The 14,316-nt window shown below is 73.6% G+C and carries 6 protein-coding genes and 1 pseudogene; 4 read left to right on the forward strand and 3 right to left on the reverse strand.

Translation table 11 applies throughout. The annotated features are described in order from the left end of the window. Positions 1–549: 549 nt before the first annotated feature. Positions 550–2,214, forward strand: coding sequence for an outer membrane protein assembly factor BamB family protein (locus ACZ6Z8_RS32215; RefSeq protein WP_465613573.1), 1,665 nt, complete (start codon positions 550–552; stop codon positions 2,212–2,214). Between the two features lie 144 nt (positions 2,215–2,358). Then, positions 2,359–4,938 (forward strand): aminopeptidase N, encoded by a 2,580-nt coding sequence (gene pepN / locus ACZ6Z8_RS32220; protein WP_465613574.1) that lies wholly within the window; start codon positions 2,359–2,361, stop codon positions 4,936–4,938. Positions 4,939–5,056: 118 nt separating this feature from the next. On the opposite strand, the gene ACZ6Z8_RS32225 is transcribed toward pepN, so the two are convergent. Both ACZ6Z8_RS32225 and malQ read right to left on the reverse strand, forming a co-directional pair. Continuing rightward, a complete protein-coding gene (locus ACZ6Z8_RS32225) occupies positions 5,057–5,281 on the reverse strand; it encodes a hypothetical protein (RefSeq protein ID WP_465613575.1) in 225 nt (74 codons plus the stop codon). 93 nt (positions 5,282–5,374) lie between these two features. Beyond that, the gene (malQ, locus tag ACZ6Z8_RS32230) at positions 5,375–7,456 is read right to left on the reverse strand and encodes a 4-alpha-glucanotransferase (RefSeq protein WP_465613654.1); all 2,082 of its coding nucleotides are present in this window, start codon (positions 7,454–7,456) and stop codon (positions 5,375–5,377) included. A 377-nt stretch (positions 7,457–7,833) separates the two neighbouring features. Between malQ and ACZ6Z8_RS32235 the strand changes: the two genes are divergently transcribed. Beyond that, positions 7,834–11,760 (forward strand): beta-N-acetylglucosaminidase domain-containing protein, encoded by a 3,927-nt coding sequence (locus ACZ6Z8_RS32235; protein ID WP_465613576.1) that lies wholly within the window; start codon positions 7,834–7,836, stop codon positions 11,758–11,760. Between the two features lie 288 nt (positions 11,761–12,048). Here ACZ6Z8_RS32235 and ACZ6Z8_RS32240 read toward each other — a convergent pair. Then, positions 12,049–12,552 (reverse strand): annotated as a pseudogene (locus ACZ6Z8_RS32240) (HNH endonuclease); the annotation flags it as partial. Positions 12,553–13,076: 524 nt separating this feature from the next. Here ACZ6Z8_RS32240 and ACZ6Z8_RS32245 point away from each other — a divergent pair. Next, positions 13,077–14,234: a mechanosensitive ion channel family protein gene (locus ACZ6Z8_RS32245; RefSeq protein ID WP_465613577.1), complete on the forward strand. Its 1,158-nt coding sequence runs from the start codon at positions 13,077–13,079 to the stop codon at positions 14,232–14,234. The last annotated feature ends 82 nt before the right edge of the window (positions 14,235–14,316 follow it).

Genomic DNA, 14,316 nt, shown 5'->3' on the forward strand with positions numbered 1-14,316 from the left:
GGTCGCCGTTGGCAGTCTGAAAATCACCCGTTACGCCCCCTTCCGCACCCACCCCCTCCACCGCCCCCTCCCGCAGCGCGTCCCTCTCGCCTGGGTGGGGTGGGAGGGGGAGGGGTGGGAGGGGGAGGGGTGGGTGTGGGCGGGGAGGGGTGGGCGCGCGGGGCGGTGCCCGTGCGCCCACGGTGGGGGGAGGGGTGTGGTGGCGCATGGGGTGTTGCCCGCGGGCCCGTGAGGGGGTGGGTGCGTGGGGGTGGGGTGGGTGCAGGGTGAAGGTGTTGCGTGGTCAGGGAGTGTCGGGGTGGGGCGGGTGGTCCTGGCAACGGCTGAAATCCCACTCGCCACTAGCATGGTGCCGAATCTCACCCGTCCCACCGGACCGTGGACGGTACCGGCAGGGGGACGCTTCCAGACATGACGGGGAATCAGATGGCAGGGGATCACCCTACGCCGGGTGCGGGCGACGCAGCCGGCAGCGGCCCGCAGGAAAACCGGGGCGTTTCGTTCGGGCGCCCGGCAGGCGGCGTGGATCCTGCCGCCGTCGCGGATCAGATGACGCAGCTCGACGGCTCGGCGATCCCGGGTCAGGCCGCGCCCGTCGGCCCGCCGCCGCCGGCCCAGCCGCCCGCGCCGCCGGCGCAGCCGCCGACCGGGGGTGCCGACTACGCGGCGTACGCGCCGACCGCGGCCGGGGGGTTCCCCGCGCAGACGCCGCCGCCCGGTGCGCCGATCGGCCCGTACGACCCGGTGCCCGGGGGCGGTTACGCCACGCCGGACCCGTCCCAGGGGTACGGGTACGACTACCAGCAGCAGGGGTACACCTACCCGGGCATGCCGGTGCCCGCGGCGCCCAAGCAGCGCAACCCGGTGATGCTGTGGGGCGGGATCATCGGCGGTGTGCTGGCGATCGCCATCGTGATCGGACTGGTCGTGCTGCTCCAGCCGGGCCCCAAGCCCAACCCGAACCCGGGTCCTGTGGCCGACTCGGGCGGCACCAGCACCAGCACCTCCTCCGGAGGAACCAGCGGGACGACCGGGGGCACCACGGACTCGTCCAACGCCACGTACAAGGTCGCCTGGAACGCCGCCAAGGACCCCAACGGGGACTCGTCCTCGCAGCTGCTCGGCGTCTGGGGAGCCACCTCGGGCTCCGACTCGTTCGCCGTGCGCGCGGACACCAACGGCATCCGGGCGTACAACCTGGCGGACGGCAAGCAGGCCTGGAACATCCCGGTGCCGTCCGGCAGCAAGGAGCTGTGCACCGCCTCCCGCTCGCGCAACGCCAAGAACATCATCGCGGTCTCCTTCAACACCGGTGACTACGACTGTTCCACCATCGGTGCCGTCGACATCGCCCAGGGCAAGCTGCTCTGGAGCGTCAAGGCCAGCCCGGACAAGCTGTCCAACCCGGCCCTGAGCGTCACCGACAAGGTGGTCGCCGTCGGTTCCCTCGGCGCGCTGAACATCGACAACGGACAGTCCGTCTGGCAGTTCAAGGGGCGCGGCAAGGACTGCACCGTGTACGGCGCCGCGGCCGGCTCCGTGATCGCGGCCAGTGACCGCTGCTACGACACCGGCCTCCAGAAGTCGGTGCTGCAGGTCGTCAACGCCGAGACCGGCAACCCCGTCAGCCAGGCGATCCCGCTCAACGGCCAGATCGAGCGCATCGACGCGGTCATCAGCACCCAGCCGCTGGTGGTCCTGATGTCCGGCGGCACGAACGGCGACTACATCCTGCCGTTCGACGACAGCTACAAGCCCGGGAACCCGATGTCGACCAAGGAGGCCGGCTCGGACAGCCTGCGCCTGTCCGGCCAGTCCGACCCCATCAGCAACAACGTGGTCGTCGGCAAGACGCTGTACGTCCAGGTCGACGGCGGCAAGTCGGGCATCAACGCGTACGACCTGGGCACCGGCAGGCGCATCTGGTCGGCCAGCTCCCCGTCGTCCAGCAACGACATGCGCCTGGTCCCCGGCACCACCAAGGACGGCAAGGTCCGGGCCATCGTCGGCCAGGGCTACGACAAGCCGGCGAAGCTGGTCGCGCTGTCGCCGACCGACGGCTCGATGAGCGACATCGGCACCATGGCGATGCCGAACGGCCTGGACATCGGGATGAGCATGGTCCAGTACTTCATTCCCGACGACAACAGCCAGGTGGTCGCCTACCGTCGCGGCAGCGGCTACGCGCCGCCGCTGACGAAGTGGTCGAAGTGACGTAGGGGGACTGGCGTCCCCAGCAAGGGCGGGGCGGGTCCGGGCCGATGGTCCCGGGGCCGCCCCGCCTTCGGTTTATCCGGTCGGGGCACCCCTCGGGCATGCGAGGATTCGGTCCATCAGCCTGACGAAGGAGTGCAGCGAGTGCCCGGCACCAACCTGACCCGCGAAGAGGCCCGCACCCGGGCCGACCTCATCCGGGTGGACGCGTACGACATCGAGCTCGACCTCGGCTCGGCCCGCGACGGCGGCACCTTCCGGTCCACGACCGTGGTCCGGTTCACCGCCACCACCCCCGGCGCCGACAGCTTCATCGACCTCGTCGCCCCCGGCGTCGAGGAGATCACCCTCAACGGCGCGGCACTCGACCCGGCGAGCTTCGCCGACAGCCGGATCCCGCTGCCCGGTCTGGCGGCCGAGAACGAGCTCCGGGTGGTCGCCAACTGCGCGTACAGCAACACCGGTGAGGGCCTGCACCGGTTCGTCGACCCCGTCGACGGCGAGACCTACCTGTACACCCAGTTCGAGGTGCCGGACGCCCGGCGGGTCTTCGCGAACTTCGAACAGCCCGATCTGAAGGCCACGTTCGCGTTCACCGTGACCGCGCCCACCGGCTGGGTCGTGGTCTCCAACTCGCCGACCCCCGAGCCGGTCGGCGAAGGCGCCACGCAGGTCTGGAAGTTCGAGCCGACCGGCCGGATCTCCAGCTACATCACCGCGCTGGTCGCCGGCCCGTACGTGGGGGTCTTCGACGCCTACGAGAAGGGCGAGCAGCGGGTGCCGCTGGGCGTCTACTGCCGTCCCTCGATGCGCGAGTACCTGGACGCCGAGGCGATCTTCGCGGTCACCAAGCAGGGTTTCGACTACTTCCAGGAGAAGTTCGACTACCCGTACCCCTTCGCCAAGTACGACCAGCTCTTCGTCCCGGAGTTCAACGCCGGCGCGATGGAGAACGCGGGCGCCGTCACCCTGCGCGACCAGTACGTGTTCCGCTCCAAGGTCACCGACGCCGCGTACGAGGCGCGCGCCGCGACGATCCTGCACGAGCTCGCCCACATGTGGTTCGGCGACCTCGTCACCATGGAGTGGTGGAACGACCTCTGGCTCAACGAGTCCTTCGCGACCTTCGCCGAGGCCGTCTGCCAGGCCGAGGCCCCCGGTTCGAAGTGGCCGCAGTCCTGGACCACGTTCGCCAACCAGATGAAGACCTGGGCCTACCGGCAGGACCAGCTGCCGTCCACCCACCCGATCATGGCGGACATCAACGACCTGGAGGACGTCCAGGTCAACTTCGACGGCATCACCTACGCCAAGGGCGCCTCGGTGCTCAAGCAGCTGGTGGCGTACGTCGGCCAGGACGCCTTCTTCGAGGGCGTGCGCGCCTACTTCAAGCGCCACGCGTGGGGCAACACCCGGCTCAGCGACCTGCTCGGCGCCCTGGAGGAGGCCAGCGGACGCGACCTCAAGGCCTGGTCCAAGGCCTGGCTGGAGACGGCCGGGATCAACGTGCTGCGCCCGTCCCTGACGGTGAACACGGACGGTGACATCGAGTCGTTCGCGGTTCTGCAGGAGGCGCCCGCGCTGCCCGCCGGCGCCAAGGGCGAGGCCGTGCTGCGGCCGCACCGGATCGCGGTCGGCCTGTACGAGCTGGTCGACGGTGCGCTGGTGCGCACGGACCGGATCGAGCTGGACGTCGACGGCGCCCGCACCGAGGTGCCGGAGCTGGTCGGGCGCCACCGGCCGGCCGTCGTGCTGCTGAACGACGACGACCTGTCGTACGCCAAGATCCGCCTCGACGAGGACTCGCTGGCCGTCGTCACCGAGAACCTCGGCGGCTTCACCGAGTCGCTGCCGCGTGCCCTGTGCTGGGCCTCCGCCTGGGACATGACCCGCGACGGCGAGCTGGCCGCCCGCGACTACCTGTCGCTGGCGCTGTCCGGCATCGGGCGGGAGAGCGACATCGGCGTCGTGCAGTCCGTGCAGCGCCAGGTCAAGCTGGCCCTCGACGCCTACACCGACCCGGACTGGCGCGAGCAGGGCCTCGCCCGCTGGGCCACCGCCGCCGAGGAGCACCTGCGGGCCGCCGAGCCCGGCAGCGACCACCAGCTGGCCTGGGCCCGCACCCTCGCCTCGGTCGCCCGCACGGACGGTCAGCTGGACCTGCTGGCCGGGCTGCTGGACGGCTCGGTGGAGATCAAGGGCCTGGCCGTGGACACCGAGCTGCGCTGGACGCTGCTGTCCCGGCTCTCCGCCACCGGCCGGGCCGACGAGGCCGCGGTCGTCGCCGAGCTGGAGCGGGACAACACGGCGGCCGGCCAGGAGCACGCGGCCACCTGCCGCGCCTCCCGCCCGACCGCGGAGGCCAAGGCGCAGGCCTGGGCCTCGGTGGTGGAGTCCGACAAGCTGACCAACTATGTGCAGGAGGCCGTGATCGCCGGCTTCCAGCAGTCGGACCAGCGAGAGCTGCTGGCGCCGTACGCGGAGAAGTACTTCGCCGTGGTGAAGCACATCTGGGAGACCCGCAGCCACGAGATCTCGCAGCAGATCATCGTCGGGCTGTACCCGGCGCTGCAGGTCTCCGAGGCGACGCTGGCCGCCACGGACGCCTGGCTGGCCTCGGCCGAGCCGGCGCCGGCGCTGCGGCGTCAGGTGGTCGAGGCCCGGGCCGGGGTCGAGCGCGCGCTCAAGGCGCAGGCGGTCGACAAGGCGGCCGGGGCGCGGTGAAGCGGTTTCTGAACGCCTGAAACCCCGAAGGGGGCGCCGGACGGATCGTCCGGCGCCCCCTTCGGGGTTGTGCGGGGTGGTGCGGGGTGGTGCAGGTAGTGCAGGTCCTGGTGGACGGTTACTTCTTCTTCTTGCCGTACGGCATGGCCGCCAGGCCCGCGATGATCGCGAACGCGGCGAGCGGGATCAGCACGTACAGGCCGATGGTCTGGCCGACGCTCAGGCCGGGGCCCGGGTCGTCACCGTCGTCCCTGGTGAGGGCCATGGCGGGCGACGACAGCAGCATCATCAGCGTGACCGTTGCGGTGACCGCGCCGGCTCGCAAAGCGTTCCTCTTGTCCACGTTTCCAACTTACCCGGCACTTACCGGAGGGCGCGCGTCGGGGTGGGGCCGGGGGCTCCGGCTACGGGTGCTGGGGCTACGGGTGCCGGGGGGTTACGGGTGCCGGGGGTTGGGCGGGGCCAGCAGGTGGGCGAGCAGGCGGGCGGCCGGTGCGGTGGCGAGGCGGTCGAGGGTGACCGGGTCGCCCGTGCCGTCGGCGACCGGGAGGCGCCAGTTCGGGTACTGGTCCCAGGTGCCGGGCAGGTTCTGCGGGCGCGGGTCGCCGACCAGGTCCGGCAGCCAGACGCCGACCAGCTCCGCCGGGGTGGAGCGGAGGAAGCGGTAGAGCGCCGGCATCGACAGCGGCTCGTCCGGGCTGAGCAGCCCTCGGTCGATCAGTTCGGCCCGCCAGTCGGCCAGCTCGGCGGCGGCCTCCTGCTGCTCCTCGGGGAGCGGGCGGGCCAGCAGGCCGAGGCGGTGGCGCAGCTCGACGTGCTCACCGGAGAGGCGGGCCGCGGTGCTCGGCAGGTCGTGGGTGGTGAGGGTGGCCAGACAGCCGGAGCGCCAGCGGTCGGGGGGCAGGATCTGCCCGGTGCTCTCCCAGTCCCGCTCGAACCAGAGGACGGAGGTGCCGAGGATGCCCCGGGCCGCCAGCTCCTCGCGCACGCCCGGCTCGACGGTGCCCAGATCCTCGCCGATCACCGCGGTACCGGCCCGGTGGGCTTCCAGGGCCAGCACGCCGAGCATCGCCTCGGCGTCGTAGCGGACGTAGGCGCCCTCGGTGGGCGGGTGGCCGTTCGGGACCCACCAGAGGCGGAAGAGGCCCATCACATGGTCGATGCGGAGGGCCCCGGCGTGGCGGGTGACCGCGCGCAGGAGTTCCGCGTACGGGGCGTAGCCGGCGGCGGCCAGGGCGTCCGGACGCCAGGGCGGGAGGCCCCAGTCCTGGCCGTGGGCGTTGAAGGCGTCCGGCGGGGCGCCCGTCGAGATGCCGCCGGCCAGCACGTCCTGGAGCGCCCAGGCGTCGGCGCCGTCCGGGTGGACCCCGACGGCGAGGTCGTGGATCAGACCGACCGGCATGCCGGCCTCGCGGGCGGTGCGCTGGGCGTCGGCGAGCTGCTGGTCGACCTGCCAGGCGAGCCAGCGGTGGAATTCGACGTGTTCCTGGAGCTCCTTGGTGGCTTGCTCGATCTGTGGGCCGTTCGGGTGACGCAGGCCCTTCGGCCAGTGGTGCCAGTCGGCGCCGTGCGCCTCGGCCAGGGCGTTCCACAGCGCGTGCCGGCGCAGCCACTCGCCCTCGCGCCGCTGGAACGCCTCGTACGCGGCCTGACGGCCCGGGCCGCGCGGGACCTCGTGGAGGAGCTGGAGGGCCTCGCACTTGAGTGCCCAGACGGCGTCGCGGTCGACCAGGCCGTCGTGGGCGAGGACTTCGTCACGAAGGCGTGCGGCGCGGCGGGTGAGGTCCTCGGCCTGCTGTCGCTGTTCGGTGTCGAGGTAGGCGTACTCGGGGACGGCCTCGATCCGCAGGTGCACCGGGTCGGCGAAGCGGCGGGAGGACGGGCGGTACGGGGACGGGTCGGAGGGCGTGCCGGGCAGGGCTTGGTGCAGCGGGTTGATCTGCACGAAGCCCGCGCCGAGGCCGGCGCCCGCCCACTGGGCGAGCTCGGCGAGGTCGCCCAGATCGCCCATGCCCCAGGAGCGGTCGGACAGGACCGAGTACAACTGGGCGAGGAAACCCCAGCTACGGCCGGGGAGTTGGGGCAGCCGCTGCGGGGCGACGATCAGCGGCGCCTGTTCTCTTCTGCCGTTGCACTCCGCCGTGAGGGTGTGCCGCCCAAGCGGCAGGTCGGCGGGCAGCCAGTGCGAGTGGCCACGCGGCAGCTCCCAACCGCCGCCGTCCTCCAGCTCCACGCGCAGCCGGGCGTCGGCCGGCACGTCCAGCGCGGTGCGCCGCCCCTGCCGGACCACCACACACGGCGGCAGCAACTTCTCGCGCTGCTCGGCACGGTGACGCTCCAGCGCCTCCCGCACCTCCTCCGGCGTCTCCGCCGCCACCCCCAGCGCCCCCAGCACCGCCACCAGCGTCCGCGCCCCCACCGCCTGCCCACCCGGCCCGGGGTAGCGGGCATCCACCCCGTACGCCTGCGCCAGCGCCACCAGTTCGGCCGGCGGTGGCGGCGCATCCTGCGCCGGCACCTTCAGCCCGTCAGCTCCGTCACTGTCGTGGTAAGCGGCCACTCGCGGCTCCTGCGATGTCTCGGCAACACCCGGGTAGGACTCCCAAGTCCTACCCGCGTGACGACCCGATGACGCTGCGCGACACGACGGTGGCCGCACGGGCCTGCGGCTGAGGATCGTCGGAACAGTGCGGTTACGTCGCATCCGCGTCCTGAGCTGCTGGTTCCCGGGTCCGTTCCGCCTCTCGGCGGGGCGGGCCCGAGGTGTGTCAGGGGTGGTTCGGGTGGTGGGATGAAGTCGGGCAAAGTGGTCATAGCCGTCGGTGACATTGACACCGGGTTGGGTAGCTGGTGGGGTTGCTCGCGTTGTGGTCCAGGCCTGGCGAGGAGGCCCCTGTGCAAGCCCGTGTGTCCGTTGTGGCCGGGCGGCGGCTGCGGCAGCAGTTGGAGCAGACTCCGGCGCTGCGCGAGGTGCTGCACCATCCGGCGGCCCTGGCGGCGCGGCGGGCGACGGCGCGGACGTGCCGTCAGCTGGCGCCGCGGACCGCGGACCGGGTGATCGCCGATCTGAAGGGGACGGAGCCGCTGTTGGCATCGGTGCGGGCGGAGCGTGCGGCCGGGCGGCCGGGGCGGCGGGCGATGCAGATCGCGGCCGGGGTGGTGACCGCGGCGGTGGTCGGCGGGCTGCTGGCCGGTCCGCTGCCGTCGACGGCGTACGCGGCGACGCCCGGGCCGGACGTGGTGAGCACCGCGCCGCAGACGCCGCTGGGGAGTGTGACCGACCCGCAGGTGTTCCCGCATCCGCAGGAGCAGACCGTGGCGGGCAAGGCCGTCACCGTTCCGGCCGCCGTGACGCTGGTGACCGCGCCCAAGGTGGACCGGGGCGCGGTGGACGCCGTCCGCGAGGTGCTGACCGTGGCCGGGGCGACCGACGTGTCGCCGCAGGCGGACGACGGGACGCCGGCGGCCGGCTCGCTGGTGGTGTACGTCGGCGGGCCCGCCGAGGGCGCCGGGGGCGATGTGGACCGGACGCTGCGCCAGCTGACCGCCGCGGCCGGCGGCAAGGACGGCTCCGCGCCGTCCACCGCGGGCATGCCCCCCGGCGGCTACGTGCTGTCGGCCGGTCAGCTGCCCGCCCAGGGCGGCGGGACGTACGGCGCGGTGGTGCTGGCGGGTGCGGACGCCGCCGGCACCTTCTACGCCGCGCAGAGCCTGCGCCAGCTGCTCGCCGCCGTACCGGCCGGGCAGGGCCAGGGGCCGGGCGCGGCCGGGCTCGGCGTGCCCGGAATCACGCTGCGGGACTGGCCGAGCGGCGCGGCGGTGCGCGGCACCGCGGAGGCGTTCTACGGCACCCCGTGGACCACCCAGCAGCGGCTCGACCAGGTGGACTTCCTGGGCCGCTCCAAGCAGAACTTCTACCTCTACGCCCCGGGTGACGACCCGTTCCGGCTCAACCGCTGGCGCGACGCCTACCCCGCCGACCAGCAGTCCGACCTGCGCGAGCTCGGCGACCGGGCCCGGCTGAACCACGTCACCCTCGGCTACGCGATCGACCCCGGGCAGTCCCTCTGCTTCACCGACGACGACGACGTCGACGCGCTGGTCAAGAAGCTGGACGGGCTGCGCAAGCTCGGCTTCACCGCGTTCCAGCTGCAGTTCCTGGACGTCAGCTACGACGAGTGGCACTGCGGCGACGACCGCGACGAGTACGGCACCGGCCCGGCCGCCGCGGCCAAGGCGCAGGCCGCGCTGGTCAAGAAGGTGCAGGACCGGCTGATCGCGAAGAACCCGGGCCTGGCGCCGCTGTCCGTCGTCCCGACCGAGTACCACAAGCAGGGCTCCACGCCGTACCGCAAGGCGCTGGCCGACGCGCTGCCCGCCGGGGTGCAGGTGGCCTGGAGCGGCGGCGGGGTGATCCCGGAGAAGATCACCGGTGCCCAGGCCTCGGACACCGGCAGCCTGTACGGGCACCCGCTGGTCACCATGGACAACTACCCGGTCAACGACGCCAGCCCGGACCGGCTCTTCCTCGGTGCCTACACCGGCCGCGACCCCGAGGTGGCGACCCGCTCCGCCGTGCTGCTGACCGGCGCGATGCAGCAGCCGGTGGCCTCCCGGATCGCGCTCGCCACGGCCGGAGACTTCGCCTGGAACCCGGCCGGCTACAAGCCCGACGACTCCTGGCGGGCCGCGGTGCGCTCGCTGGCCGGGCCGACCGGCGCCGGCGCGACGCCCGCCGGGTCGGCGCTGGCCGCCGTCACCGCGCTGGCCGGCAACAGCACCTCCTCGCCGCTGGCCAAGCAGGAGTCCGGCTACCTGCAGCCGCTGCTGGACCAGCTCTGGGCCAACGCCGAGCCCACTTCCGGCGCGGCCCCCGACCTCAACAAGCTGATAGCGGCGGCGGCCCCGCTGCGGGACGCCTTCACCGCGATGGCGGGCGCCCAGCAGACCCTGGCCGGCACCCAGGCCACCGCCCAGCTGGCCGCCGAGGCCGGCCCCTGGCTGGGCCCGCTGCGCGACTACGGGCTGGCCGGGCAGGCCGCGCTGGACATGCTGCTGGCCCAGCACGGTGGCGACGGGGCGGCGGCCTGGAAGGCCCGCGTGAGGCTCAACCAGCTGCGGGCGCAGCTCGCCCAGGCCCCGGCGACCATCGGCGCGGGCGTGCTCGGCCCGTTCCTGGACCGCGCCGTGCGCGCCGCCGACAACTGGTCCGGCGTGGTCAGCGGCGGGATCACCCCGACCGCCAGCATGGGCACCGCGCACGACCACATGCCCGCGCTGATGGTCGACGGCCAGGCCGACACCTTCTACTGGAGCTCCGCTCCCCCGCAGGCCGGCGACTCGGTCGGCGTCGACCTCGGCGCGGGCCGGCAGATCAGCGGCGTCACCGTGCTGATGGGCGGCTGGGGCGCCGGTCCGGACGCCCAGAACGCCGTGGACGACTACATCCGCGACGGGGTGCTGGAGTACAGCACCGGCGAGGGCGGCTGGAAGCAGCTCGCCGTGGTGAAGAACCAGAAGACGGTCAGCGCCCAGCTGCCGGCCGGCACCGTGGTGCGGGCGGTGCGGCTGCGGGCGACCGCCGCGCAGAAGACCGCCGTCGCGGTGCGCGAGTTCACCGTGACCGCCCCGGACGAGTCCCCGGCCAGCGTCTCCGGCGGGCCGGCCGCGCTGCCGGGCTCCTCGGCCGCGGCCGTGCTGGACGGCAACCCGGACACCGCGTACCGCGCCGCCGAGGCGCCCACCGCTCAGGACGAGCCGCTCGTCGTCGAGCTGGGCAGCGCCCGCCCGCTGGACCGGCTCACCGTGCTGACCGACCCCAACGTGCGCGCCACCGCCACCGTCGCGGTGCGCCACGCGGACGGCAGCTGGGTGGACATCGGCACCGTGCAGCCCGGCTACAACGAGCTGCCGGCCGGCGGGCAGGCCTCCGACGCGTTCCGGCTGACCTGGAAGCCCGGCGGCGACCCGCCGGTGGTCAACCAGGTGATCCCCTGGTACGCGGACGCCCCGGCGGCCCGGCTGAGCCTCGCCGACCCCGCCGTGGACGTGGTCACCGGCGCCGCCGCACCCGCCAGGACCCAGGCCACCGTCGAGGCCGGCCGCCCCGAGGGCACCACCGGCGAGCTGCACACCGAGGTGCCGGCCGCCGCCAAGGGCCTGACCGTGACCCCGTCCGGCCCGGTGACCGTGCCGCGCGGCGGACGGGTGGGTGTGCCGCTGCTGGTCACCGCCGCGCAGGGGACGCCCTCCGGGACGTACCAGGTGCCGGTGTCGTACGTGGCGGGCGGCACGACCATGAAGCAGGTGCTGCAGGTCCACGTGGTGCCGCCGACCGGCGGCCCGGACCTGGCGGTCGGCTCGCAAGCGAGCTCCTCGGGCGACGAGACGCCGAACTTCCCGGCCTCGGCGGTCGCCGACGGCGACCCGAAGTCCCGCTGGTCCTCGCCGGCCAAGGACGACGCCTGGGTGCAGCTGGCGCTGCCGCAGGCGTCCCACCTGGGGGCGGCGGTGCTGCACTGGCAGTCCGCGTACGCCTCCTCGTACAAGATCCAGGTCTCGGCGGACGGCAGCAGCTGGACGGACGCGGCGACGGTGGACAACGGCAAGGGCGGCGACGAGACGGTGCGCTTCGACGCGCCGAACGTGCGGTACGTCCGGATGCAGGGCGTGGCGCGGGCCACCAAGTTCGGCTACTCGCTGTACGGCATCGAGCTGTACGCCGTCACGGCTCCGGCCGCCCCGCCGCAGCCGCCGGCCAACCCGCCGGGGCAGCCGGGCCAGTCGGGGGCGCCGGTCGCGCCGCCGACGACGAAGCCGTAACGGTCGCGGTAGCCGTAGCCGCAGCCGCAGCAGTCTCGGCGGAACAGCGGCGGGCCGCCGGGCTCCCCTTCGCGGGGGGCGCGGCGGCCCATGAGGCGCGTACCGACGTGTGACGGGCGGGCCCTTGTGTCGCTTCGGTCAGGCGGAGAGCGGTTCGGGCTGCTCGCCGCGGCGGACGGGGGCGGGGTGGGCGGCGTGGGCGGCGTGCGCCCGGCCGATCGGGACGGAGTGGGTCGGCTCGGTATGGTCGTGGTGCTCGTACTCGCCCCACTGCGGGGCGCGCAGCTGGTCACCGCCGCCGTACGGCTCCAGGTAGGGCCGCCAGCGCGGGTCCTTGATCCCGGTGCCGATGATCCGCCAGGCGAGGCCGCTGGGCGGTGCGGGTGGTCGTTTCATCCGCCAGCCGAGTTCGGTCAGGTGGCGGTCGGCCTTGGTGTGGTTGCAGCGGCGGCAGGCCGCCACCACGTTGTCCCACCGGTGCTGGCCGCCCCGGCTGCGCGGGATGACGTGGTCGACGCTGGTGGCGGCGGCCCCGCAGTAGACGCAGCGGCCGTGGTCGCGGGCGAACAGCGCCCGGCGGGTGAGCGGGACGGGCCCGCAGAACGGGACCCGGACGAAGCGGGTCAGACGGACGACGGACGGCGCCGGTAGGGCGCTGGTGGCGCTGTGCAGAGTGACTCCCGTGTCCTCCAGGCTGACCGCCTTGTGGTTGAGGACCAGGATGAGTGCGCGGCGCATCGATACGACGCCGAGTGGCTCGTAGGACGCGTTGAGGACCAGGACATGCGGCACGGATGCCTCCTTGGACGCCTGCGGCGCGTGGCTCGCGCCGGGACGAGCGGTTGGATCCCGCAACGAGTGCGCGATCTCCCCCAGTGTCGCCTTACGCCTTCGTACGGCGCCACCACTCCTGTGTAACGGACCTGACGTGAACTCCGGGTGTGGTGTCTGTCATAGCCGGTATGCCCGGGGGAAGGTCCGGTTGCACCCGGGTGCCGCCGGGGCGGGGGCGGGGGCCGGCCGGGCAGCGCGGCTCACCCGGTCGGAGCAGCCCGCTGGGCCGTACGGGGGCGGGCCTGCGGCCGTTCGGGGTGGTGGGGCCGGTGGGTGCGGGGGGGTGCGGGCAGGGCGCGGGGTGGTGCCGGCGGGTGCCCCCGGGGGAGCGCACCGGGGCGCTGACGGGGCGTCCGGAGTGCGCCGTACGCCCCGCTCGCGGTCCGGGCAGGTGTTCGGCGCCGGATAGGCTAGCCCGCACGGTCCGTGGGCCGCTTGCGCGGCGCGGACCGGTCAGGCCCCCTGCAAGGAAGGTTCCGCACGTGTTCCGCTTCGGCGCCACCGGTCCGATCGACGCGTCCTCGGCGCTCTCCACCCCGACGCCGGCGCCGTCCCCAACCGCGCCGGAGCTGCCGCAGCTGCGGATCCCCACCAGCGCGCAGGAGGTCACCGACACCACCAAGCAGGCGGCCAGCTGGTTCGACACCCACTGGCAGAGCTGGCTGGCGGCCGGCCTGCAGATCGTCCTGATCATCGTGCTGGCGCTGGTGCTGCGGGCCGTGGTGAGCAAGCTGATCACCCAGCTGATAACGCGGATGGCGCGCGGCCACGACCACCAGGAGGAGAGCCGGCTCGGCGGGCTGCTGGCCAACCACGGGGTGGTGAACCCGGAGCGGCGCCAGCAGCGCTCGGAGGCGATCGGCTCGGTGCTGCGCAGCGTGGCGTCCTTCACCATCCTGGGCACGGCGGCGCTGATGGTGCTCTCCGCGCTGGGGATGAACCTGGCGCCGCTGCTGGCCAGCGCCGGTGTGGCCGGTGTGGCGATCGGTTTCGGCGCCCGCAACCTGGTGACGGACTTCCTCTCCGGGGTCTTCATGATCATGGAGGACCAGTACGGCGTCGGCGACGAGATCGACACCGGGGTGGCCACCGGCACGGTGCTGGAGGTCGGGCTGCGGGTGACCAAGCTGCGCGGGGCCAACGGCGAGATCTGGTACATCCGCAACGGCGAGGTGAAGCGGATCGCCAACATGAGCCAGGGCTGGGCGACCGCCTCGGTGGACGTGCAGGTCGGGTACAAGGAGGACCTGCAGCGGGTCGAGGACCTGATCCAGGAGACCGCCGAGGGGCTGGCCAAGGAGGCGCCGTACGACGAGCTGGTCTGGGCGCCGGTGTCGGTCCTGGGCGTGGAGTCGGTGGCGGCGGACTCGGTGATGGTGCGGGTCGAGGCCCGGACCGCGCCGGGCAAGGCGTCGACGGTCTCCCGGGCGCTGCGCCAGCGGCTGAAGACGGCCTTCGACCAGGCAGGGATCAAGGTCAAGGAGGAGGCCACCGCGGTGGCCACCGGCGTCTCGATCACCGCGGCGGAGCCCGCCCCGCCGTCCGCCCTCGCCGACCCCGCCTCGCCCCGCTACCGCGCGAGCGAACCGATCCCCCTGCCCAAGCCCCCGACGGACGACCCCACGACCGCCAAGCCGTAGGCCGTTCCGTCGCCCGAGGGCCCCGCTCCCACTCCGGTGGGGGCGGGGCCCTCCGTCATTCCAGGTGGCGCTCCGGCTGCCG

The organism is Kitasatospora sp. NPDC101108 (assembly GCF_055584725.1).

Bases quoted from the DNA above. Each gene is read 5' to 3' on its own strand.
- ACZ6Z8_RS32215 (WP_465613573.1), top strand. From the start codon at position 550: ATGACGCAGCTCGACGGCTCGGCGATCCCGGGTCAGGCCGCGCCCGTC.